Source organism: Vibrio sp. SCSIO 43135 (genome assembly GCF_023716665.1).
In the GTDB taxonomy this organism is placed as follows: Bacteria; Pseudomonadota; Gammaproteobacteria; order Enterobacterales; family Vibrionaceae; genus Vibrio; species Vibrio paucivorans.
Map to the genome: position 1 here is coordinate 1,714,459 of NZ_CP071860.1, position 24,629 is coordinate 1,739,087.

At 47.0% G+C, this 24,629-nt stretch carries 23 protein-coding genes; 3 read left to right on the forward strand and 20 right to left on the reverse strand.

Annotated features, from left to right (window positions below):
- Positions 1-65 precede the first annotated feature (65 nt).
- Positions 66-2,516, forward strand: coding sequence for a CHASE3 domain-containing protein (locus J4N42_RS22290; protein ID WP_252034143.1), 2,451 nt, complete (start codon positions 66-68; stop codon positions 2,514-2,516).
- Positions 2,517-2,617: 101 nt separating this feature from the next.
- Here J4N42_RS22290 and J4N42_RS22295 read toward each other — a convergent pair whose 3' ends face one another.
- The 17 genes from J4N42_RS22295 to J4N42_RS22375 form a co-directional block, all read right to left on the reverse strand.
- Positions 2,618-2,881, reverse strand: a complete 264-nt coding sequence (locus J4N42_RS22295) for a DUF2999 family protein (RefSeq protein ID WP_252032648.1) — start codon at positions 2,879-2,881, stop codon at positions 2,618-2,620.
- A gap of 191 nt (positions 2,882-3,072) precedes the next feature.
- On the reverse strand, positions 3,073-3,819 hold the full coding sequence (locus J4N42_RS22300) for a phosphatase (protein ID WP_252032651.1): 747 nt from the start codon (positions 3,817-3,819) through the stop codon (positions 3,073-3,075).
- Positions 3,820-3,845: 26 nt separating this feature from the next.
- The gene (locus J4N42_RS22305) at positions 3,846-4,580 is read right to left on the reverse strand and encodes a nucleoside/nucleotide kinase family protein (protein WP_252032654.1); all 735 of its coding nucleotides are present in this window, start codon (positions 4,578-4,580) and stop codon (positions 3,846-3,848) included.
- Between the two features lie 9 nt (positions 4,581-4,589).
- Positions 4,590-5,108, reverse strand: a complete 519-nt coding sequence (locus J4N42_RS22310) for an MltR family transcriptional regulator (RefSeq protein WP_252032656.1) — start codon at positions 5,106-5,108, stop codon at positions 4,590-4,592.
- A gap of 59 nt (positions 5,109-5,167) precedes the next feature.
- Positions 5,168-6,439 carry a zinc-binding dehydrogenase gene (locus tag J4N42_RS22315; RefSeq protein ID WP_252032658.1) on the reverse strand — a complete coding sequence of 424 codons (1,272 nt, stop codon included), beginning with the start codon at positions 6,437-6,439 and terminating at the stop codon, positions 5,168-5,170.
- A gap of 45 nt (positions 6,440-6,484) precedes the next feature.
- The gene (locus J4N42_RS22320; RefSeq protein ID WP_286036691.1) at positions 6,485-7,909 is read right to left on the reverse strand and encodes a PTS mannitol transporter subunit IIBC; all 1,425 of its coding nucleotides are present in this window, start codon (positions 7,907-7,909) and stop codon (positions 6,485-6,487) included.
- Between the two features lie 12 nt (positions 7,910-7,921).
- Positions 7,922-8,365 carry a PTS sugar transporter subunit IIA gene (locus J4N42_RS22325; RefSeq protein WP_252032661.1) on the reverse strand — a complete coding sequence of 148 codons (444 nt, stop codon included), beginning with the start codon at positions 8,363-8,365 and terminating at the stop codon, positions 7,922-7,924.
- Positions 8,366-8,886: 521 nt separating this feature from the next.
- Positions 8,887-10,305 carry an alginate export family protein gene (locus J4N42_RS22330; RefSeq protein WP_252032664.1) on the reverse strand — a complete coding sequence of 473 codons (1,419 nt, stop codon included), beginning with the start codon at positions 10,303-10,305 and terminating at the stop codon, positions 8,887-8,889.
- Between the two features lie 102 nt (positions 10,306-10,407).
- Positions 10,408-11,991 carry a PTS transporter subunit EIIC gene (locus J4N42_RS22335; RefSeq protein ID WP_252032667.1) on the reverse strand — a complete coding sequence of 528 codons (1,584 nt, stop codon included), beginning with the start codon at positions 11,989-11,991 and terminating at the stop codon, positions 10,408-10,410.
- A gap of 3 nt (positions 11,992-11,994) precedes the next feature.
- Complete coding sequence (locus J4N42_RS22340) at positions 11,995-13,416, reverse strand: Sapep family Mn(2+)-dependent dipeptidase (protein ID WP_252032669.1); 1,422 nt, start codon at positions 13,414-13,416, stop codon at positions 11,995-11,997.
- An 82-nt stretch (positions 13,417-13,498) separates the two neighbouring features.
- Entirely contained in the window at positions 13,499-14,200 is a 702-nt protein-coding gene (gene rpiA, locus J4N42_RS22345; RefSeq protein ID WP_252032671.1) for a ribose-5-phosphate isomerase RpiA, read from the reverse strand.
- A gap of 1 nt (position 14,201) precedes the next feature.
- Positions 14,202-16,196, reverse strand: coding sequence for a transketolase (gene tkt, locus J4N42_RS22350; RefSeq protein ID WP_252032673.1), 1,995 nt, complete (start codon positions 16,194-16,196; stop codon positions 14,202-14,204).
- A gap of 11 nt (positions 16,197-16,207) precedes the next feature.
- Positions 16,208-17,161: a transaldolase gene (tal, locus tag J4N42_RS22355; RefSeq protein ID WP_252032675.1), complete on the reverse strand. Its 954-nt coding sequence runs from the start codon at positions 17,159-17,161 to the stop codon at positions 16,208-16,210.
- A gap of 2 nt (positions 17,162-17,163) precedes the next feature.
- Positions 17,164-17,901: an HAD family hydrolase gene (locus tag J4N42_RS22360; protein WP_252032677.1), complete on the reverse strand. Its 738-nt coding sequence runs from the start codon at positions 17,899-17,901 to the stop codon at positions 17,164-17,166.
- A 30-nt stretch (positions 17,902-17,931) separates the two neighbouring features.
- Positions 17,932-19,089, reverse strand: a complete 1,158-nt coding sequence (locus J4N42_RS22365; protein WP_252032678.1) for an iron-containing alcohol dehydrogenase — start codon at positions 19,087-19,089, stop codon at positions 17,932-17,934.
- Positions 19,090-19,177: 88 nt separating this feature from the next.
- Entirely contained in the window at positions 19,178-19,894 is a 717-nt protein-coding gene (locus tag J4N42_RS22370; RefSeq protein WP_252032680.1) for a ribulose-phosphate 3-epimerase, read from the reverse strand.
- A gap of 9 nt (positions 19,895-19,903) precedes the next feature.
- On the reverse strand, positions 19,904-20,746 hold the full coding sequence (locus J4N42_RS22375) for an HAD family hydrolase (protein ID WP_252032682.1): 843 nt from the start codon (positions 20,744-20,746) through the stop codon (positions 19,904-19,906).
- 213 nt (positions 20,747-20,959) lie between these two features.
- On the opposite strand from J4N42_RS22375, the gene ulaR reads away from it, so the two are divergent.
- A complete protein-coding gene (gene ulaR, locus J4N42_RS22380) occupies positions 20,960-21,736 on the forward strand; it encodes an HTH-type transcriptional regulator UlaR (protein ID WP_252032684.1) in 777 nt (258 codons plus the stop codon).
- Between the two features lie 80 nt (positions 21,737-21,816).
- Here ulaR and J4N42_RS22385 read toward each other — a convergent pair whose 3' ends face one another.
- The 3 genes from J4N42_RS22385 to J4N42_RS22395 all read right to left on the reverse strand — a co-directional run bounded on the left by J4N42_RS22385 (position 21,817) and on the right by J4N42_RS22395 (position 23,609).
- Positions 21,817-22,308, reverse strand: a complete 492-nt coding sequence (locus J4N42_RS22385; protein WP_252032687.1) for a VOC family protein — start codon at positions 22,306-22,308, stop codon at positions 21,817-21,819.
- A 240-nt stretch (positions 22,309-22,548) separates the two neighbouring features.
- Positions 22,549-22,905 carry a YibL family ribosome-associated protein gene (locus J4N42_RS22390; protein WP_252032690.1) on the reverse strand — a complete coding sequence of 119 codons (357 nt, stop codon included), beginning with the start codon at positions 22,903-22,905 and terminating at the stop codon, positions 22,549-22,551.
- A 74-nt stretch (positions 22,906-22,979) separates the two neighbouring features.
- Positions 22,980-23,609 (reverse strand): CatB-related O-acetyltransferase, encoded by a 630-nt coding sequence (locus tag J4N42_RS22395; RefSeq protein WP_252032693.1) that lies wholly within the window; start codon positions 23,607-23,609, stop codon positions 22,980-22,982.
- Between the two features lie 219 nt (positions 23,610-23,828).
- Between J4N42_RS22395 and J4N42_RS22400 the strand changes: the two genes are divergently transcribed.
- Complete coding sequence (locus J4N42_RS22400) at positions 23,829-24,608, forward strand: DUF4344 domain-containing metallopeptidase (protein WP_252032696.1); 780 nt, start codon at positions 23,829-23,831, stop codon at positions 24,606-24,608.
- Positions 24,609-24,629: the final 21 nt, after the last annotated feature.

A 24,629-nucleotide genomic window follows, 5' to 3' on the forward strand; every position in this document is an offset into this window, starting at 1 on the left:
TGCCTCAAAATCAGAGTAAATAGCCTACAATAGTAATAAAATTATAAATGGAGTTGTTCATGTCATTGGTCACACGCTGGTTCGATAATATTTCGATCCAGAAAAAGCTGCTGGTTTGTTTCTCGATCCCAGTTTTACTCATGCTGCTTGTCTCCATCTCCGTGTACAACAATACTCAATCCATGGTGGAGGACAACCATTGGGTTACCCACACCCATAAGGCCATCGCTCGCGCTCAAGAACTGCTGAGCCTAGTCGTGGATATGGAAACAGGCCAACGTGGTTACCTCATCACTGGTGATGAAGTCTTTCTTGAACCCTACAACCAAGCACTTCAAGTGTGGGCTCAAAAACTCCAAACCCTTTCCCACCAAGTCAGCGATAACCCGCCTCAAGTCGAACGTCTCGCCGTAGTTGATAGCCTGCACAAGCAATGGCTAGCGGAAGCAGGCACATACGCGATCAATCAGCGAAAACTGGTCGTCGAGGGAAAAGCTGAAATGACCAGCGTTGTGGAGCTGATTCAGCAGCAAACCGGCAAACAAATCATCGACCAAATCCGTCTCGAAATCGCTCGTTTTATTGAAATCGAACAAGAGCTTATCGATATTCGAGTTATCAAATCCGATAGTTCGGCTGAACGCACCAGTATGGTATTGCTCATCGGTACATTACTTTCTGCCGCCATTTCCATGATTGTGGCGTTGTGGTCTTCGATTCGAGTTAAACAGCGAATTCAATTGCTGGTTGAAGCCACACGAAAAGTCGCTTCTGGCCACCTAGCGGAGGGAGTTGCGACCCTACATCATAAGTATGACCTCACAGGCCACGATGAAGTCGCCCAGTTGACCAATAGCTTCAAAGACATGGCAACAAACCTTGTCGAAAGTGACCAGAAAATGCGCAGCTACAACGAAACCCTAGAACAAGAGCGCAAGAAAGCAGAAGCCGCCGCCAAAGCAAAAAGCGAGTTCCTTTCAACCATGAGCCACGAGATCCGCACGCCGATGAATGGGGTGCTGGGCATGTCGCAGATCATTGCCAATGAAACCAAAGAGCCAAAAACTAAAGAATACATCAAGGTGATCCTCGATTCCGGCCAGCACCTGATGACGATTCTCAACGACATTCTCGACTTCTCTAAAGTCGAAGAAAACAAACTCGAACTAGAGGCTGCCCCTTTTAACATCAGCCAAGTGATTTCTCCGGTGTACGGAGCACTTGAACCTTTAGTCGAAGAAAAGAACATCCAATTAGTGAACGAGAACAATGTACCTAGCTCGCTTGAATTCACTGGAGACTGCGCCCGCATTCGCCAAATCTTGTTCAACCTAGGTGGTAATGCCGTCAAGTTTACCAAACAAGGGCAAGTTCTTATTCGCAGCCACTTCGACAAGAAACATAATCAGCTGATTTTCGACGTAGAGGATACTGGTATAGGTATCGCAAAGGACCAGCAAGTGAACATTTTCAACTCATTTGAGCAGGCCGATACCTCGACCACCCGAAAATTTGGCGGTACAGGTCTGGGGCTTGCGATTGTGAAAAAGCTGGTAGATCTTATGGGCGGGAAAATCACATTAACCAGCACTGAGGGGATGGGGTCGCACTTTCGCGTAGAACTTCCCATCTCTTGGACAGAATCGAGCGTAGCATCGCCGGTCGAAGCGCCTGTAGAAACTGCCACAGCCTGCCAAGCACACTTGCGGGTGCTACTGGTCGAAGATAACCGTGTTAATGCGATTGTGGCGCGTAACTTCTGTGAGCAGCAGGGTTTTAGCGTTGATGTTGCAGAAAATGGCCGAGTAGCTGTTGAGAAGGTTCAACACAACCAATACGATTTAATTTTGATGGACAACCATATGCCCGAAATGAACGGCATAGAGGCCACGCGCTATATCAGAAAAGAACTGGGCATCAATACCCTGCTATTTGCCTACACCGCCGATGTGTTCAGAGAAGCGCATGACGGCTTTATCGCCGCTGGTGCCGACCAAGTTCTTACAAAACCCCTGCAACAAGAAAGTTTTGCTGACGCGCTCAATAAATTTGCCTCGCGCCTTCCTCATGCCGACGCACAACCAGAACCTTCACCAAACGTTGTACCACTCCACCGCCAACCCGTAGAGGCCTTGAGCTTAACAGAAGAAGAACTGAGCGAGTCGGAAGTAGTGGCAAGTTTGATCGAGGATAACGCAGCGCTATTAGAAATCCTTGATAGCATGATCAGCAGCTTCGATTCATCGGTCGATGAGTTGATTTCGCTGTGTCTTGCGAAAGACTGGCCATCGTTACAACGCACTTTGCATGCGACTAAAGGAATGGCGCTTAGTCTTGGACTACCAATAATGGCCAATCAAGCGCTTGAGCTAGAGCGTCAACTTAAGCAACAACAGCCACCGAGCATCGAACAGTTGCAAAAGTTGGTCAATCGAATGCAAATCAACATTCATCAAGGCCACCGAATGATTGAACAATATGCCCCACCACCAAGCAGTTCTCAATACGCTGGATAGCCCCAAAACAAGCTGGTACAAAAAGGCCGTTAACCCATTATTTATGATGGATTAACGGCCTATTCGTTTGCGAAGTGTATTGCTAATAGAGTAGCAGCAACTTACTGGTTTTGAGACTGATCCAGCTGTGCTTTCGCCGCTTCTACTTTCGAGAAATCTAGGCCTAGCTCTTCTACCGCTTCTTTAATCAGCGCAGGGTTTTGCATCACTTGGCCCATTAGCATTTGTAGCTGTTCTTGCGGCAAGCCAAGTTGGCCAATAGTCGCCATTGCAGCCAAAGGGTTTTGCGTCAGCGTCTGAAAAAGCTCGTTGATTTGCTCGTCACTGATGTTGTTCTCTTTCAGCATTGCTAGAATTGGGTTCATTCGATTACCTTTTAAATGACTTACTTGTTTAATAACTAGGGTCCCAGTCTAGCATCAGCGCAGTTCGTGTTGAACAGCAAACCTTTCACTCTCACCAATTCACGTGCAACGCTGATAACTGCTGCGCGTATTTACAGTGTAAAAAGCCCAGCGAAAGAGCTGGGCTTTAATGTTAATTGAGATAGGCTGGCTTAATACAGCGATTCAAACTCCGCAATTATTGGTTTGCCTCGAAGCAGCAGGAAGTTCAAAAATCGGCTGGTCGAAGTGGTGAGTATTTTTTCTTCATCCACACCGTGTTTTTCCAGCAGTGCAATCGCTAAGTCTAGCTTGGAGATTTCCTCACAAAAGTGAGCATCCGAGCCGGTGCTAAAAAACACGCCAATCTCTTTACCCATCGCCACAATTTGGTCGCAGCGGGTATCGCTGCCTTTACGGCTTTTTCCGGTTAACGATGTATTGTTCACTTCAATCGCAACGTTATGTTCTTTCGCACAACGCAGCACCTGTTCCATATCAAACGGGTAGTTTGGATTACCAAGGTGGCCCAGTACGTCAACCCGGCCACTCTTTATCGCGTTGATCAATGCACGGGTATGTTCCGCTTCAGTTGAGGGCTTAAATACTGGCTCGTGAAAGCTCGCAATAACCCAATCGAGATGTTGGTCGGAAGACGGTGGTAGATCTATCTCTCCTGCTACGTTAAGCGTGTTAGCTTCCACGCCACGCAGAATACCCACCTCATGAAGGAAGCGGGGCAAAATTCTTTGATTATTGAAATACCAGTAATGGGGGGCGCCTGGCATTTCTGGAGCATGATCGGTCGCACAAAGAAGTTTTAGCCCCTTATTCTTAGCTGCTTGAGCATTTTCTATAATGGTGCTGTAGGCGTGTCCACTGGCAATCGTGTGGGTGTGGCTATCAATAACGATATCCATAGCAATCTCCTCGCTAGGTGGACAAATTAACGGATCTCAAACGAGCCGTCTTGGTTTAAGAACAGGTTCAAATCAGCTTCTACCGAGTGATTGAGCACCTTATCGACATTAACGGCATCGGAGCGTAAATAGAACTCCAGTGCCTCTTCTGGTGACGTTCCCCCTCGGACCTTACGCCCAACTAAACGCTCTTGTAGAAACTCCGGCTGAGTATCAATAAACACAGTAAAGTCGGCCAGTCGATGCAGCTCATTCCAGACGGGTTCGTTTAGCAGCAGCCAGTTACCCTCAACGACAACAACATTGCGCTGCACCGAAATAGCATCATCAACTGGGTCATGTAAATTTCGGTCGTAGTAAGGCCACTTTGAATCTTTGACTTTGAGCTGCTTTAGTTTGTCGATCAGCTCCGTGAGATTAAAAGTTTCGTAGGAACCTTTGATGCTTCGCAATGGCACAATCTCTCCATTACGCTCAATGGTATTGGTGTCTAGGATCTCATTGGGGTAGTGAAAGCCGTCAAAAGGCAGTACCTGCAAGGGTTCTAGCTGTTGATGCTGTTCGGAAAGGTGTTCCCAAAATGCCGCTAATGTGGATTTTCCGCTACCCGGAGGAGCACCAAGGAAGATAACGACTCGCTCCTCTTTTTCTTGGTACAAGCGAGTGAATTTTTCGATAAGAGGTTGATGGATTTTTTTAACATCGTTGTCCGGAAATACGGCTTCCGTTTCAAAGCCACTGACATTTAAATTCACTTTCATGGTGAACCCTTATTGATTGATCTCCTCTTCGATTCTTTCCAACAACATTTCGCACGACAGTTTCAGTACTGTTTTGATCAGAGATTCGTATCTCATTTGCGAAAAGGACTCAAACGAAGAGAACTTAAGCTGATTAATGGACTCAAGGTAAAAGCTGTCTTGCTGCGACGATAAGATGGCCTGATTGTTTATAAAGTCGTATATCACATCATCAACAAATTCGACGCTCTCTGGCTGCGATGCCGCATACTCCAATACTTGGTCGTAAAGACCGATATCGGCGTACGTTTCTAGGGAGATTTTCCCCATCGCAAACATCAACTTCGACATGACATCCGTCGTCACCAGCGGGCCATCGTCTTTCAATAACGGATCCACCGCATACTCCTTCACTAGGTCGTCTTGCACGAACACTCTCGGAAGTAATGCTTTTAGCTTGAGGTTGATTATTTGGTTTGAAACCTGAAGAAAAGCGGTGGCACTTTCGCACTCATCCAATTTCTCCAGCAATTCGTCTTCACGTGACAACGTCTGATGACCTCTCCATTATGTGGCAGCGCAAAGGCTACCACACAAATTCGTTGCAACTAAACCGTTAAGCTCACGTCGTAAAACTCGAGTAACGCTTTTTCTGCATGTGCATTCCATACATAGTTGTTTGCACTCAAAATAGCGTCTAGTTCAACGAAGAACGGGTCTTGGTCTGCCAGCGATAGAAACTCATCTATCGGTGTTAATGGCAAATCAATATGTGGGTAGATCAGTTTCTTACCCCCTGGAATATCCAGCTGATTCAAAATCGTATGTGGTGCAGCCTGCAGGCCACCAACGTGAGTGATCATGAATGATGGGTTCAAACGCCCTTGAGAAGACATCTCAATCGACTCAATCATATCGCCCGTTGAACCACCCGATGTACCGACAATATGAGTTGCTTCATAGTGAACGTTGTAGAAGTTAAACGGCACTTTAAACTGCTTGTCGGTCGGACCGGCAAAGAAGTTTAAACAGCCATCATTACCTAACAGCTCATCTGCTTGCTCCAGCACTTGTGCTACTGCCGCGTAGACCATTACGTCGTCGTAACCTTGGCCACCGTTTAGCTGCTTTAAGTACTCTACAGGGTCGTCCACTTGCGCGGTATTCACATAGTGCAGCTCGACGCCCTGCTCTTTCGCTTTAGCGACTGGAATTAAGCACTCAGCTCTGTCGAGGCGAGCAGCATCGATATCTGTCACTACAATCAGCTTAGGTTTTACGGGGCCATTGATGGCGTAGTCGATAGCACCGATACCCATAGGGCCAGCACAAGCCAATAGCGCCAGCGCTCCGCCCTCCTTGATGCCCATATCGTGTTCATACACATACGGTTTCGTGTGGTAGCTTGCGTGGTATGCACCAATGATGCACGACATCGGCTCAGCAAGAGACGCATCAGCAAAGTAGCTTCCTTCGTACGGCAGTACACAGCCTAAATCAATCGCAATTTTAGGAATGATGGAATACGTCGCGTTACCGCCGAACGTTTCATAGCTGTAGCCTGCGGAGTACCCAGAAGGCAGGCCCATTGCTGGCTGAAGAACAAATGAATCGCCCGCTTTGAATTGGTCTTTTAGGTTGTCGCCCACTTCGACAATGACACCTGCGTATTCGTGCCCTGTCATCACTGGCACTTCATCAATGTTCTCTGGCACACGTTTGTGTTTGCTGCCTAGCAATGCCGCTTTGTAAGTCGACAAACAGATACTGTTTGAGATGTTTTTAACCAGAAGCTCATCGGCTGAAATACTTGGCAAATCAAAGGTTCTTAGTTGAACGTCTTTCTCACCACAGATAACCGCTGCTGTTGTTTGTACCATGATTTCTCTCCAAAACGGGGTGCTATGCCACCCCATACTGCATTGTTAGGCTGGTTGCTCAGTCGCGACCGTTTGTTGCTTAATCTTATCCATCAGCTCATCAAGCGCTGGATCATTGAGGAAGTTCTTAATTGTGATGACAGTTAGTCCTGTTGCATTGACCGCTCGGCTTTCTAAGCTTTCATGTGTGACCACAATGTCGGCCTCACTTGATACCTTTTCGATAGCGAAGTTTTTCACTTCAATATCAATTCCGGCTTGAGTCAGTTTACGTTTAAAGGTCGAGGCACCCATGGCGCTAGAGCCCATACCCGCATCACATGCAAACGCGACAAATGAAATTGGTTTCGCTGTTTCTTGAGTGGTTACTGCAGCAGTAGGTTTAACTGTACCTTCCGCTTTCATGTCTTTCATATCTGATACAGATTGCTCAAACTCGTCTTCTTTGTCTTCTGACTTGCTCATCTTCAGAATCGCGCTAGCCACTAAGAAAGACACAATCGTTGCTGTTGTTACACCTGCGATAGTGGCGATGAAGCTGCCCTTAGGCGTAAGTGCTAGGTAAGAGAAGATAGAACCCGGACTAGGACCCGCTACTAAACCAGCATCCAGTAAGTTGAAGGTCGCGATACCTGTCGCAGCACCTGCAATCATTGCCACAATCATGATTGGCTTCATCAGTACGTACGGGAAGTACAGCTCGTGAATACCACCGAAGAAGTGAATGATGATGGCACTTGGCGCAGAGCGCTTAGACAGACCTTGACCAAACTTCGCGTAAGCCAATAGCATACCCAAACCAGGGCCAGGGTTAGATGCCACCATAAAGAAGATAGACTTGCCCGACTCTGCTGCCGCTTGCAGACCCAATGGGTAATAAATACCTTGGTCAATCGCGTTGTTCAGGAACAGTACTTTTGCCGGTTCGTTGATGATCGCCAGCAGAGGTAGGAATCCAGTTGCCACCAGCGCTTCGATGCCTGATTTTACAAACAAGTTCGCGGCAGTCACGGCTGGACCAACAATCTCGTAAGCAAACAGACACAAGATCATGCCAACGATGCCTAATGAGAAGTTGTTCACCACCATCTCAAAGCCTGAAGGAATTCGGTGTTGGATACGCTTATCCATTTGCACCACAACCCAAGCACTGAGCGGTCCCATGATCATTGCGCCGACAAACATTGGAATGTCTGCGCCCACAATCACACCCATAGTACCGATGGCACCCGCTACCGCACCGCGTTTATCGCCGACGATCTGACCACCGGTATAACCAATCAGTAATGGCAGTAAGTAGGTGATCATTGGGCCAACAAGTTCACCAAATGCTTCGTTTGGCATCCAGCCCGTTGGAATAAAGAGTGCAGTTATAAAGCCCCAAGCGATAAAGGCTCCGATATTTGGCAGCACCATGGCAGTCAAATGACCACCAAAGGCTTGCACATTGGCTCGCATGTTTGCTTTCACGTGATGTTCCTTTTAGTATGCTTTTATTATGTCTAGCACTTGTTGCTTGGATGAAGCTTGTGCCAGCTTGGCAATATTCTCTTCGTCCACAAACATCTCGCTTAACGCTTGAATCACCTCAATGTGAGTATCTGAGTCTTTTGCCGCTAAAGTAATTAGGACATTGGCTGGGCCTAGGTCCGAACCAAAATCAACTGGAGATGGGAAGACATGAATGCCTAAACCCGTTTTTAGTACGCCGGTTTCAGGGCGAGCATGGGGCATGGCAAGTCCAGGGCATAGAACATAGTAAGGGCCATTGTCTTCGGTAGACTGAATAATGGCATCAGCATAGTGCTGAGAGACGTAACCTTTATCTTCTAGATACTGAGTCGTCTTCTTAACCGCTTCTTGCCATTGGTAAGCACGGTCATTAATAACATCTACTAGTTCGTGGTCGATTAACTCATACAGCATTTTTTTACCCTATCAACATATCGTCATCCGATGGGGTCATTATCAATAACAGCCCACTCACCACGCAACTGAGCTGTTTTTGTGATGCACACCTCACTTAATTGGGTGTCAACCTGTTTTAATGGGCTTCCCTCAAAATTCTGCCAAGAAATTTAATTACATTTTTCTCATTAGACACAAGTCAATAGACGAAATTTGATCCAATCAAAACTTCTAGGATTTTTTTGAAATTCATAATATTCAAAGTAGATCACAATAAGCCCATTGACTAAGCGTTTATCGTGATAAATCTCAAAGTTAATTTAAGGCTATTTGGCGTCTTAAGAATAAGAAGCAGCGATCACCATCACATGTGAATGAATCATAAAAGCGATTTGTTATGAAATTACATAGGCAACTCTTTGCGCCTTGGTTCTCTGCTCCCCAACTGACTCAGCTTCCAACAATAAAAAAGCCCAGCCAAAAGGCTGGGCAAGACGGCAGTTCGATTACATCGCTGGTAATCTAATAGGACTTAAATCTTAGAAGTTATAGATAAGCGCTAATTCTACGCGCGCGATATCTTTACTATCTGGGCCAACAACATCATCGGTGTAGTCGCTTGCCAACGCGTAGTAGGTATTCACTTCGGTTTTCAGGTTGCCAGTAATGTAATTGTGGAACTGCAGATAGAACTGGGTGTACGCATATTTCTCATCTGAGTTTTCACCAAAGAGTACATCTTGGTTAAGCGTGTATATTGCGTCGTCGGTGTTTGCACGCCATGTCGACATAAAACCAGTAATTATCGTTTGCTTCGGCGCATACTCAATCACCGAATAGCCACCTAGCTGCATGGCGTTACCGTAAGCACCATCATGAGCGAAGCCCAGCGGGTCGCCGGTCCACAATGGGTTGAAGGTCGTCACTTTATCGCTGTCTTTGTCCGAACCAGACGCATAGTGCAAGTTCATCCCTAAACGGTAGTTCCAGTCGGCTTTCCAGTTATAGTTAAAGTCGGCATAAGCCATGTACGCGGAGATGTCCTTGCCTGCATGATCACCAAACTGGTAAATACCATCGACCATGTAGCCAAAGCCTTCACTGACGAAGTCATGGGCATGCAAACCCAACACTTGAATATCAATGTCACCATCTGGCGCGTTAACAAAGCTTTCGTTGGTAAGCTGGTTACTCATCACGTAGGCTTGCATCGCACCAAAGTCAGTACGCCAGTTAGCAAACAAACCTGTCGATTTTTTGCCATTAGTCTTGTCATCCCAGTTGCCACCGAAACCACCATTTTCGTAGACAGGGAAGACTTCCTCACCGTAGTAAACATCAAAGTTGATGCCACTTACCGAGTACTTAGCGCTAGCCGCATTCCAGCTAGACTGCACTGGTGTCGGTTCACGGTTCATCATTTGCCATTCGTTTAAGTAGATCTCTTGGCGGCCTAAACGGGTACTTAGATACTGGTCGCCGTCATCAATCAACTTAAACTCAGCAAATAATTGATGGAAGTCGGTACCTGCATCATCGACAGGGCCTGGGTTGTCTAGGTTGGTGTAGTTAGTACGAATTTCACCAAATAGGCGCATCCAATCTTGGTAAGTCACGTCAGTTGCAAACTGCATGCGCGTTCTCAGTTCGTTCTTTTTACGATCGTCGCCGTCGTACATATGATTCCAACGATTATCCAATGCCGCTTTGATGTTACCGCTAAAGGATACTTTCCAATCGCCGCTCTCATCGATTTCGAGGCGCTTCAGCTTCTCAGAAAAGCTTTTTTGGCTCTCATCGAGATTGTCCACATAGCTCCAATCTTCGTTCGCTCGATCTCCCCAGAACACCATAGGGCTGCGTTCTGGCCATTCGGCAATGATATTTTCGCTGGCGTGTAGGGCGCCAGACACACACAGGGCAAGCAGTGTAACAGTATGTTTTGTCATGGTTTTCATTATTGTATTTCCATATTTTGGGTACACGAAATCCTTCCTGTGGCGCAGGGCCACAGGAGGAGTCGCTTTGTTATTGGGATTCTTTAAAGTGAGCGGTTACCGCTAAGAGTCGATGCCTAGGGCTTCTTTGATGCCCGATGCAATGGTAATCACGTTGGCACCATAGATAACTTGGATACCTTTGTTCATACGCACCACACCAATGGCATTGAGGTCCTGCTTCCATACTTGGTCGCTGGCAGCCAAAGAGTCATCGTGCAGGGAAACTCGTAAGCGCGTCGCACAGTTCGAGACGTTCTCGATATTGTCGGCACCGCCCAAGGCTTTGATGATTTCTACCGGTAGACCTTTCTCGGTTTGCTGCTTTTTCTTCTTGAAGTCGTCTTTCGAATACAGTGCAATTTCACCGTCATCGTCTTCGCGCCCTGGAGTCTTCGAGTCGAACTTAAGAATGAAGTATTTGAATGTGTAGAAGTACACCACAAAGTACAGCGGGATAATCCACAACAGTGCCCAAGCATGAACTTTCTCTGGTTGCAGCAGGTTTGGCACCATGAATAGCAACTGGTTACCGTGGATAGATACGCCCATCATCTCGGTAATCACATACGCTAGACCATTAAGAGGCACGTGCACCGCAAAGAATAGGAATGGTTGAACAAATAGGAAGGTGTATTCCAGTGGCTCTGTAATGCCGATTACGGCTGCCGTAAACACTGCAGGTACCATAATTGCAGCAACCTTTTTACGGTTTTCCGTTTTCGCCGTCACGTACATCGCGTACGCCGCGCCTGTTAGACCACCAATCTGAATTGGAATACGACCACTTGTGAAGTTATGAGTGATGTAGCCTGTCGCATCTGGTGAGCTCATTTGTCCGTTCATGATGTTACGAACGCCTTCATACACGATGCCATCAATTTCCATTACGCCACCCACACGAGTGTACTCGATTGGGAAAGCAATCAAGTGGTGCAGACCAAACGGAAGTAGGCCTTTGTCGAACACACCAAATAGGAATGAACCAAAGATACCTGAACTGGTGATAAGCGTGGTGATCGACTGCAGTCCACCTGCGATTGGTGGCCATGCATAGTAGGCAAATAGTGAAATTGGCATGATCAAGAAGTACGAGAAGATCACAACTGCACGTGGGCCAGAGAAGAAGCTCAATAGCGCAGGCATTTCAAATTTGTAGAAACGGTTATGGATCGCCGCTGTGATACAACCAACGATGATGCCGCTGAAAATACCCATGTTGTATGAGAATACGCCTAGGTTTTCGCCCCATAGAGAATTGAAGTTTTGCGCAGCGACTTTGTCGTAGCCTGCGTCGCTCATCAACGCAGCAACGCTAGTCGATTCCGGTGTCCAACCGTGGAATGCGGCAATTGAGCCTATCGCAACGTTGAAACACATAAACATAGTAAAACCGGTGAACGCTGCCCAGCCTTTTTCAGACTTAGCCAGTGCAAACGCCAAACCGATTGCAAAGAATGGTGGTAGGTTACGCATGACCATTAAACCGAGATCTAACATCAGTTTAAAGAATGCAAAGATGACCGAATCTTGCGCAGACATTTGGTTAACAACGCCCGCACCGACCCCGATAAAAATACCTGCGATAACAAGGACGATGATCGAAACCATCATGCCTCCGGCAAGTGCTTGAACCTTATCTCTCATAATTTACTCCTGCAGTGATATGAGAACTTTCACGTATATTGTTATTGCTTTTCTCAATGACTCGAGGCTCAGCCGTTCATTTGGCTCATGCACACAAGTCACATCACCGGGAAAAGTGGGTCCGAATGCCACACCATTGCTCAGCGCACGTGCGTAAGATGCCGCACCCTTGCTAAAACATTGAGCGTCCGTTCTCGTAACTTCGTAATACGCTTTTCCCATCGCCTGGATAAGATCACTTTCGGGTGAGAGGTAAGATAGAGGTAAGTACTGCTGTTCGGTCAGGCTCACTCCATATTTTTGGGATAAATGTTGGAGTCGGGTACGAGCTTGATCGATAGTCAGTCCTTTAGGAAACCGAAAATCAAAATCCAAGTTGTAGCCATGCTGATCAAGGTTGATAGAAGATACACAACACGTGGTGCTGCCCATCTCATCATCTTGGTGTGCTAGCCCCAATTTCTCACCATCAATCGACTCTGCAAACCATCCGTCTAGCAGGTCTATCAAATGTTGAGAATTGGCATCTAGCCCTTCAACATGTCGCATTTGGCTTACTAACTGATCCATACAGTTGCTTACCCGATGCGGGTTGCGGGATTTCTCCCACGGCGTTGAAAACTCAACGCGGTGTAACTTAGATTGATGCATTGCACCTTCTCTAGTTACTTCAGCAATCGCAGCACATTGTTCCGCTACTTTCGCCGCTTGTTCGCCAGCTAACCACATTGTCAGATGATGGCACGTCGATGTTCTATCGCGCTCACTTTCAATGCGGACTATCTGGCAATCTCCTTGCGCATTACGAGTTGGGAAAGCTCGTTGTAATGACGCATAAAGAATACCTTTTTCTCCATTAACGATTGGGAAGTCGCCGTCTGGAGAGAAGCCATATTCCGGTTGAGGGTTATGACTAAAATAATGCTCTACACATTCCCAAGTTGTCTCTTCTGCTCCGCCAATAATCACTCGAATTTTCTTAGTGAGTGGTACATTGAGCGCTTTAAACATCTTGAGGATGTATAGACTGGCCATCAGTGGCCCTTTGTTGTCTGTGACACCTCGGCCAAATAGCACGTTTCCTTTCTGGTGCATTTCGAACGCCGGTGTCAGCCACTTAGCTAAGTTTCCTGCGGCGACGACATCGACGTGGTGCAACAGCGCGATTTCTTGCTCACCTTCGCCGTAGCTAATATCAAGCGCATAACCTTGGTGATCTCTCACCTCTAAGTCCTCTCTTTGGGCAAATGCGATTAAGTAGTCGAAGGCTTTTCTTATCGGCTGACCAAAAGGCGCGTTATCCGACTTAGTGCTTTCATCGCGCACAGACGGAATAGCAATCAACCCCGACAGATCACTGAGCAATTTATCAACATTGCGCTCAAGATAGCCTGAAGTTTGGGTAGAAAAATTGCTTTCCGTCATGTTTACTTCCTAATTTTTCACTATTGAGAAACTTATAAATAAAGTTGTTAGCAAGGTCTCATTATCTCGCTAAACACAGAGGTTAACGCGCTAGCCAATGCACTCCTTCGTCGCTAGAGAACGCCATAAAATCGGCTTTTCGGTGAGAAAAAATACCGTTTTCTACAACGCCCGGAATCGCATTCAGTTGCTGTTCTATTTGGCTCGGCTGAGATAAGTTCAGCCCTGCAACATCCAAAATGATATTGCCGTTGTCCGTGGTACACCCTTGTCTCAATGCTGGGGTTCCTCCTAAGCTTTGCAGTGCATTCGACACGGCTTTTTGTGCCGCTGGCAACACTTCAATTGGGAGTGGGAATTTACCCAGCTCGCTGACCATACGGCCACTGTCGGCGATAGTGATAAAGGTAAGCGCTAAAGTCGCTAACACCTTTTCTCTCGCCAGTGCTGCGCCACCACCTTTTACCGTGATGCCATTACTTAACCCTTCGTCTATTCCGTCGATGTAGAAATCGACACGCTCACAATCTGCGATGGCAATTTCAGGTAGCCCCGCCTCTCGTAGTGCCTTGCTAGAACGTTCTGAGCTCGAAACACAGTAGGAAAATTCTGCGCCGCTGCTTTTAAGCAGCTTAATAAACACCTCAACCGTTGCGCCAGTGCCAATGCCAATCACACTGCTTGGTGTCAACTTGTCGATCACATGGTCTAAGGCTGCTTTCGCAGCCTTAGTACGCAGGCAGTCGCTACTCTGTTGTTGAATAAAATGCGATGCCATGCTCATGCTATTTCTCCAATAACGCCGTTGCTTTAGCGATAACGTTGTCCACCGTAAAGCCATACATTTCAAAGAGTTGGTCTGCTGGTGCTGATTCACCAAATCTGGTCATGCCGATGATGTCACCCTGTAGGCCGGTATACTTAAACCAGTAGTCTTTGATTCCCGCTTCAATGGCGAGACGCTTAGTCACTGTGTTTGGTAGAACAGACTGCTGATACTCTGCTGACTGAGCATCGAACACATCGGTAGCAGGCATAGACACAACGCGACATTTCACGTCACCAAGCTTGGCTTTCGCTTCCATCGCCAATGCCACTTCTGAACCAGTCGCAATCAAGATAAGCTCTGGTTCGCCGTCGCAATCGGATAGCACATAGCCACCTTTCACCACGTTGGCTAACGTTGCTTCATCGCGTTCAAATTGCACTAGGTTTTGGCGTGAGAAAATCAGTGAGGTTGGGCCGTCAAATCGCTCTACGGCAGACTTCCAAGCAACGGCTGTTTCCACTTGGTCACACGGGCGCCATGTGCTCATGTTTGGTGTCAAGCGCAGCGAGGCAATCTGTTCAACAGGCTGATGAGTTGGCCCGTCTTCGCCCAAGCCAATCGAGTCATGGGTATAAACAAAGATACTGCGCTGCTTCATCAACGCGGCCATACGCAGGGCATTACGTGCATATTCCATAAACATCAGGAAAGTGCCGCCATAAGGAATGAAGCCGCCGTGCAACGCAATACCATTCATCATTGCCGACATCGCAAACTCGCGCACACCATAGCTAACGTAGTTGCCCGATGCGTCTTGAGCGGTAATCGACTTCGACCCCGACCAATTGGTCAAGTTAGACGGTGTGAGATCGGCCGAGCCGCCCAAGAACTCAGGCAACAGCGGACCAAACGCTTCAATCGCATTCTGGGACGCTTTACGTGTCGCAATAGTTTGCGGGTTGGCTTGGAGGGTTTTGATGATGTCTTGGGTGTACGCTTCCCAGTTTTCAGGGAGTTGGCTACTGCTACGGCGTTGGAACTCCGCCGCAAGCTCCGGGTAAGCCGCTTGGTAAGCAGAGAATCGAGTTTCCCAGTCAGACTCAACACTTTGACCCTTGTCTTTGCCATCCCATGCTTGATAGATATCTGCTGGAATCTCAAACTCTGGGTGATCCCAGCCTAGGTTCAAACGTACCAATGCCACTTCGTCTTCACCCAGAGGCGCACCGTGACAATCATGGCTCGCCGATTTGTTTGGCGAACCGAAGCCAATGACGGTTTTACAACAAATCAGAGTCGGCTTATCAGTAACAGCTTTAGCTTGAGTAATCGCAGCATGAATAGCATCGGCATTGTGGCCATCCACTTCTGAAATTACGTGCCAGCCGTAGGCTTCAAAACGCTTCGGCGTGTCATCAGAGAACCAGCCATCGACTTCACCGTCGATAGAGATGCCGTTGTCATCCCAAAACGCCACCAGTTTGCCTAACCCTAAAGTGCCTGCTAATGAACAAGCTTCATGAGAAATCCCTTCCATCATGCAACCATCCCCCATAAACACATAGGTGTGGTGGTCAACGATATCGTGGCCTTCACGGTTAAATTGCTCTGCTAGCACTTTCTCAGCCAATGCCATGCCCACACCATTGGTGATGCCCTGCCCTAGTGGACCAGTGGTAGTCTCAATACCCGGTGCATAACCATATTCAGGGTGGCCCGCCGTTTTGCTGTGCAGTTGACGGAAGGATTTGATGTCATCCATCGATAGGTCGTAGCCCGATAAGTGCAACAGGCTGTATATCAGCATGGAGCCATGACCATTAGAAAGAATGAATCGATCTCTGTCGGCCCAGTTTGGATTGTTTGGGTTATGCTTTAGAAAATCGCGCCATAGGACTTCTGCGATATCGGCCATCCCCATCGGTGCACCGGGGTGACCAGAGCCAGCCTTTTGCACCGCATCCATACTTAGTACTCGGATAGCATCAGCCAGTTTTGAACGTGAAATCATGCTCATTCCTCCTACAGACGCGCTTCGATCATGGCTTCAAGTTTGCCTTGGTCTACGGCAAAGTTGCGGATACCTTCAGACAGCTTTTCAGTCGCCATCGGGTCTTGATTCATTTCCCAGCGGAACTGTGCTTCAGTCATAGCAGCTGGTGTGGCCTTTACAGAATCGCGCGCCGCGAATAGCTGACAAGACACCTCACCTTCCTGAGCAGCGAGCTGGTCAAGAATCGCTGGGCCAATCGTCAAACGATCACAGCCAGCAAGAGCCAGTACTTCCTCAGCGTTACGGAAGCTCGCGCCCATCACGACGGTGTTATAGCCATGGTCTTTGTAGTAGTTGTAGATATCCGAAACAGATACCACACCAGGATCTTCATGCGGCAGATAATCTTTTTTGTCGGTGTTGGTTTTATACCAATCAAGAATTCGTCCCACGAATGGAGAAATCAGATATACACCAGCCTCTGCACACGCTTTAGCCTGAGCAAAATTGAACAACAAAGTCAGGTTACAGTTGATACCTTCTTGCTCTAGCTCTTGAGCGGCGCGAATGCCTTCCCAAGTCGAAGCAAGTTTAATCAGAATACGGTCATTACTGATCCCTGCGTCGTTATACATCGCAATCAGCTTACGTGCTTTAGCCAGACTTGCTTGTTTATCAAACGACATACGAGCATCAACTTCAGTTGAAATACGCCCCGGTACCGTTTTAAGGATCTCAAGGCCGATGTTGACCGCCAGTTTGTCGCCAGCATCAACCAACTGTTGCGCTTTATCACTACTTTGCGCTTTCGCCCACTTGATAGCATCTTCAATTAAGTAATCGTATTGCGGCATTTCCGCCGCTTTTAGCACCAATGAAGGGTTCGTTGTTGCGTCTTCTGGTTGGAAAGCAGCAATTGCATCGATGTCGCCAGTATCGGCAACCACCGTTGTGTATTTTTTAAGTTGTTCTAATTTGTTCATCGTTACTTCTCGGTAAGTTGATTAATCAGTTGAGGTAGGGTTTGGTCACTCATCGAAGAAAGCACCACGTCGGCTAGCGAGACGTCGAGGTGACGAGTGAGCAAATTGGTCACCGCAACTGTCGGTATTCCTGCCGATCGAGCCGCCTTGATCCCCGGTGGAGAATCTTCAAATGCGATGGCTTGATGGGCAGAAACACCCAAGCGCGCTAAAGCTTGCAAGTACACGTCTGGTTGAGGTTTGCGTTTTTCGGCTACGATTTCTTCCGCGCCGACAAAACAATCAAAGAAGTGAGTCAGTTTTAGCCGTTGTAGTATCGGCATGTAGTGTTCATGTTCAGAGCTGGTTGCAAGTGCTATTTTCCAACCTTGAGATCGAGCAAAGTGAAGGTATTCTCTCACCCCTTCTCGCTCTGAAATGTGTTCGATCAGTTGGTATGCTTTTGCTAACACTTGTTGGCCAATATCACCATCGCTCATGTTCAAACCAGAAGCACAGCGAAACTGTTGATAAAGGGCGGTTGCTGGTACTGAGCTCCCCACTAGACCAGCAACCTGGAGTTGCGACACTTTCACGCCGTATGGCTGCATCAAAGCTTCCCAGGCTTTGAACATACAGGTTTCGGTATCCACAAGAAGGCCATCAAAATCAAATATTAGCGCTTTCACGTCACTGGCGAAGAAGTCCTCTCTTTCCCATTTCTTTGCCGTGATAGTTGAAGAACTAATCGTGTTTTTCATGGCTTTTTCTCCGTTATTTTTCTCTCGGTACTAAGCTAAGCTGGCATGCAAAACTTGCTTCATTTCTTCGCCACTGGTCAGTGGTAAATCGAAGCAAAATGCAGGCTCTAACGCTTCAACGTCTTGCTTGCTCACCCCCACCTGAGTCAAGTTCGACTCAAGCCCAATGCGTGCCAAAAACTTAACCAAATGCGCCGCCAGCGACTGAGCTTTTTCTTCGATGCTTCCCACGGCACCAAATAATTCCGCTACTTGCGCATAACGCTCTGGCTGCTTACGCCACTGAAGCTGAACATACGCTGGGTATACCACCGCCAGTGTCAGACCATGAGGTAAGTTGGTTTTGCTGCTACCAAGGATTTCGCCAAGAGGATGCGGTGCACCCGCTCCGCCATTAGCCAATGAGATACCGCCTAAAGTGTCCGCTTTCGCCAGTTGGCAGCGACCTTGAAGATCGGAGCCGTCATCAACCACATTCGGCAAATGGTCGACCACAAGCTTCATGGCCTCTAACGCCAAGGTGTCGACAAACGGTGAAGGTCGCGTCCCAGTGAAGGACTCAAACGCATGTGAAAATGCGTCAAAACCTGTCATCGCTGTCATTCGAGGTGGTAACGTCAGCATCAACTCAGGATCGATTACCGCTTCTAGCGGGAAAAACTCAGGGTGGAACAGCGTTAACTTGGCATGCTGTTCAACATCAGTAATCACCGCAGCTTGCGTGACTTGTGAACCCGTGCCAGAGGTTGTTGGTACGGCAATTAACGGTACAACCTCAGCCGGTAGTGGCGCGACGTCACCAAACGGTGAGTCATAGGTGGCAAACCAGTGAGACCAATCCAATGAATCAGCCTTGATAGTCGCCGCGATGATTTTTGCGGTATCGATAGAAGAACCTCCACCGATTGCCAGAACCACATCGCATTGGGCAGCCATCGCAACTTGGCGACCCAACTCCACAACCGTTGTTGGTGGATTCGGTACCACACCGTCGAAGTGAGTCACTTCAATACCTTGTTCTTCGAGCAAAGCGAAAATACGTTGATACGCAGGCTTTACTGCATCGAAAATCGGCTCAGATACCACTAAGCAGCGCTTGCCGTAACCTGCCACAAGCTGACCAATTTTTTGAATTTCTCCCGCACCAAAAGTGAGTTTAGTCGGTTGATAATATTGAAATTGTGTCATGGTTTTATCCTTGGTTTTGGTGCCAAGCCGGAGCATAAATAGGGGGACTGGCTCGGCACCGTTTTACGTTTCAATGGGCTTGGCTCGATTAAGCGGTTTCAGCTTCTGCTGCAACGTTTTCCTCGGCTTGGCTCAGTGCTGCACGGAAGTCTTTCACGCCCGCTGTAATGCCATCTTTGTGACCGAAGATGTTGGTTGAAGCCACCATCACGTCGATATCTTCTTTCAATAGCGCTTCTAGGTTGTGGTTACGGATACCGCCATCGACACACAGCTCACAGTTAGGGTTACGCTCGTTAATCAGCTGACGAGCCTCACGGATCATCTCGATTGCAGATTCACGCCATAACCACTCATCATTGTTCACACCGTGGATAACGATGTGCAGACGGTCTAGGTAGTAGATCGCTTCTTTAACGAATGAAACCGGAGTGAAACAACCCACGGTTAGGCCAAACTTCATGTTGTAATCGCGGCAGTACTTCATCATGTAAGCGAGCGGCGCACCCAAGAAGTTCTCGGCTGGTAGAATCAACATGTCTGCACCTGCAGCTGCGATTTTTTCTACAAACAGACGGTCACAATCTTTGAAGTAAGCGTGTACTTCGATTGGTTTGTCTGTGTATTGACGAATCCCTTCAACGATTTGATGTCCGCCCATTAGCTGCATGTTTTTTAGGTCATGCATGTCTGCTGCATCACAGTGAATGTAATCCGCACCCGCGTCAGAAACTTCTTTTACGATGTCTGCCATGTGGCCGTAATCAACGTGGGCGAGACCTGCAGCAATTTTTACTTTTTTCATGGTATTTCCTTAGTAGCTAAATGAGTGTTGGCATGTATGAAGACCTTCACGGACAACCAAGCGAAGGTACTGTCCAATGCCGCAACCGTTGTTATCTGTAACAATGAGGTTTGCCATTCCTTTCAACGAAGGGCTGGCGCTATCCATCGCAACGGGTTCTCCGACAATGCGGAACATAGAGGCGTCGTTATCCCCATCCCCGAATGCAATGGTGTGATTAGGTGAAATTTGTTGGCTAGTAAGCCATTGAGTAAGTGCACTGCCTTTGGTCGCCGAAAGGGCTGTAATATCGAGCTTAGTTGGCGCCGATAAATCGGCTTGGCAATGCGGTTGAATAGCGTCTCGGAGATCGCAAAGCGCTTGCTTGTCTTCGCTAGACACCAACACTTTGTATACCTCGCCCAATTGCTGAGCGAGCTTGGCCAGGTCTGCTTCGACATGAATATCAAGAGCGGTATCTATCTGCTGGGCTTTACGAACAAGTCCTTTTGAGTGCGCTGAAGGTTGTTGAACAAACACGCCATTGCTGGCATACAAGGTAAAGTCAAACTGTCCATCGTTGAGCATTCTTAGAAGCTCACTGACCAATTGAGGTGTCATCAGTTGTCGATGCATTGCTTCATTAGTCATAGGATTGTAGATATACGCACCGTTACAACAGATGATCGGCAGAGTTAGGTTTAACTGCTCGACATAAGGCATCATCAGTTCATGAGGACGACCACTTGCGAGCGTCACCTTATACCCGTGCTCAAGCGCATAATGGATCGCTTCACGGTTTGTCGCGCTGATCTGCTCATCATCGTTTAAAAGGGTACCGTCTAAATCAATTATGACTGCTTGATACTTCATTTTGGCCTCCAGTGACTCTTTGTGACGCAAAATGACTATAAAAGACCAAATTAGGTCACGTAAAGTCATTTTTGATTTTTTATGAACATTTTATTGGTCAAGATCACAAATAAAGATTCAAAACAGGTCACAAATGACCAAATATAAAAAATAATTGCCCAAAAGTTCAAATTCGGTCAAAATAGTTCAAAATAAAAATCAGGAACAACAATTATGAATGAAGCTCAGCGTCACAGAAGGTTACTGGAATACCTTAGTAGTCATACATTTATCACTACTAATGACTACGTAAAGATGTTGGATATTTCTCTTTCTACTGCCCGTCGTGACATTACTAAGCTGGCAGAAGAAGGAAGACTTAAGAAAATTCGGAATGGTGCAGAGGTCATTGGAGAAGAAACAAGTTCAGCAACTTCTCATGCACCAAACAGCTTTATACCTACGCCGTCAGATATCGAATCATACGAAGCTAAAAAGCGCATCGCCCAAGCTGCAGCAGAGCTGTGTGATGAACACGACAGCATTATCATAAGTGGCAGTAACACGACTTTTTTAATGGGTGAGCACTTAGCCAATCGGGATGTCCAGGTCGTCACCAACTTCATGCCACTCGCCTATCAGCTGATCGGCCAAGATCATCAAAGCATTATCATTCTGGGTGGTCAGTACCTACCTGAGCGTCAAATTACTATTTCACCTGATGCAGAAGCAGCCGATGATCATAAGAGCCGCTTTGTGTTCTTTACCGGAACAGGTGTCACTGCTGCTGGAGTACACACATCTGATCTTCTGGTGTACATGGCGGAGAAAAAGCTGTTGGAATACGGCGACCGTATTGTTGCGCTGATCGATAGTAGTAAAGTAGGCAAGCATGGAGGCAAGTTGCTCGCGACTGCGGAGCAATTGGATACCTTAATCACCGACAGTGGAGCCGATGAAGGCATTCTAGATACATTACGAAGTAAAGGCGTGAATGTTATTGTTGTCTAAAGGGCGCTTAAGCAAGCGTTATACATTTTGATAAAAAAGGCTGACACAATGTCAGCCTTTTTTGTTTATGCGATATCAGCTTACTCGTAGTCTGAAGCGTATGTATCTTCGTAGCTGTGCGAGTAGAACTCGAATAGGTTACCAAACGGGTCTTCTAGGTAAACCATTTGTGCCTGCTTTAGCTCATCTTCTGGGTGGTAACGGTGGATATCCATGCGCACTTTACCGCCAAATTCTTCAACACGCTTAATAGCAGTATCAAATTGCTCTTTTGGCAGCTGAAGACAGAAATGGAAGATGCCTAGGCGAGAAAAATCAACTTCGTGACGCTCTTGGCGCTCTTTCATTTCAAACAGCTCAACACCGATACCATCTGATGTCACTAGGTGAGCGATGTTGAAGCCTTTAAAGCCTTCACCGAATACTGCAATACACATACGGCCGATTGCACTTTCACGCTCTTCGATAACCTTAGTGTTGTTCATGACAATACGTAGACCAAGCGCTTTAGTGTAGAACTCAACCGCTTTGTCCATGTCGCCAACCATGATACCTACGTGATTCATTTTCATAACTTTCTCCAAATTCTTTAATTATTCGAAGTCAGTGCGACTTCAACATTGTTGTTTGTGTGTCTTGTTTCGATGAGGAGAGTATAGGTAGAATTAAGAATTACGTGAAATTATTGATAATTATAAATATGATAATTTTTTGTTATTACATCTCTGTAGTAGTTCTCGGCCGCCAGCCGCTGGCAATAAAAAACGCCCAGCACACAGTGCTGGGCGTTTGAATATCATTATCTACTCGAATTAGAACTTCTTCGGTGCGTAACCTGTCATCACTTTCAAACGTAGCTCTTTACCAATTTTGGTCATTGGGTGCACCACAACCAAGCCTTTTACCGACTTCTTCAGCTTACCCATGTCAGCTTGCTCTGCTTTTGTGATTTCACGAGAGAACGGCATATCAAGTAGAGCTTTACGTTCTTTATTAAGATCGTAGCTTTGCTTGTGCTTAAGCTGGCTCACTTTCTTAGTCAGCTTTTCAATTTCATCAGTAAAATGCGTAATCATTGATTGATCACCACGAGACTTCGCGGCGTTCAGCTTATGACGACAAGTGTCCAAGCGATTATTTAGCTGCTGGATTTCTTTTTTTGCGCTCATGGTAATTCAGCTCTCTGATATTAAGTGGGCGCGGAGTATATCATAGACTTTCTCCACGCCCTAGTTTGGTTAGCTTACGATTGATAGTCCTCTATGGCACGCTCCAGCGCCGCCATATCTTGGCTACAAAGATGCGGCCTCAACGCCTCAAATTTTTCCGCCGGCCAATCGTATATCTTGAACGACAGTAGCTTTTCTATCACAGCGGAAGAGAATCGATACTTAGCTTTCTTGGCCGGAGATCCCGCCACCACCGCGTACGGCTCGACGTCTTTGGTGACCACGCTATTGGCAGCAATCACTGCCCCTTCACCTATTCTCACACCCGGCATGATCATAGCGCGCATGCCGATCCAAACCCCATCGCCAATCACGGTATCTCCCTTACCTTGGTATGAGCGCTCGACATCATCTAAAAACGGATACAGGCAAAACCAATCGGTTCGGTGATTATGATTCCCGCCCATAAGGATCACCACTTCAGCAGCGATACAGACGTAGTCGCCAATATGAAGTTTATCGACGGGCCACTTGGGCTGATGATGTTGCGTGTGTGAATCACCCAATAAATAGCGCACCACAGAATGTTCAAAGCCGTTATCCCAGCAATCGCTGTAATAACTGTGTGTGCCTTTAATATGGATATTTTTGTTCTGCACCACTTGATGCAGTAACTGAAATTGAGACCAGTGTTTCTGTGTCATGACAAATTCCTTCAATTGAATTGAGTTGCCACGGAACGATTTTCGCGGCGTAACTTATACGTTCAACTAAGCTACGCTTACTGGATGCGAGGCTGCTTTAGCAGCGGATTAACTTGCATGATAGGACTCCTGAAAACGGTCAGACAGTAACGCAAACAATCAACTTGTGTGTCAGTATGACGTAAACTCATTTAGATTAACTATAAGTGGAAATTCGCTATGAAGAGAGCAATATGCGCACTTGCGTCTATTTCGATGTTAGCACTCACCTCGCCATTGCTGGCCAAAGAGTCGAGCGTCGCGGTTCAATATCTTTCTCCAGTCAATGACCAAGAGCAGCAAATCCTCAAAGCCATTAAAGACAGCGGCGTAGACGAAACCCTGATGTCGCTCGCCGATCTCTACTTTCCATTCAATAACCCACTTACGATAAAATACGGCAGCGATGATGGCCCACTCTACGATCCTGAATCACATCAAGTCCATATTCCTTATGAGTTCTACCTACAGTCTGAGCAGTACTTCGACAAAAACCTGACGCAAAGTTCTGCGGAATCGGCACAAGAAGGAGCGAATGCAACGTTACTGCACACCTTACTGCATGAAGCCGGCCATGCTTACATCGCCGACCAGAATATTCCTATCTTGGGTAAAGAAGAAGACGCCGTAGACAACTTTGCCACTTTGCTACTGCTCAATTACGTTGAGGGTGGGGATAGCATCGCGATTAATGCCGCCGATATGTTTGCCTTCGAATCGGAAGACAAACCGGAATACTACGAGTTTGATGAGTACATTGACGAGCACAGTTTCGATCTACAACGCTACTTTTCGACATTATGCCTTGTCTACGGTTACGACCCAGAAGCGCATCCAAAACTGTTAGATGAAATCGAAAAAGATTATTTAACCGAGCGGAAAGGTTTTTGTGAGTATCATTATCAATCACTCGATCAGAACTGGAGTGTGTACTTAAAAACCGAGCGCGAGGCAAATTAGAGAATTTGCAGAAATGCTGAG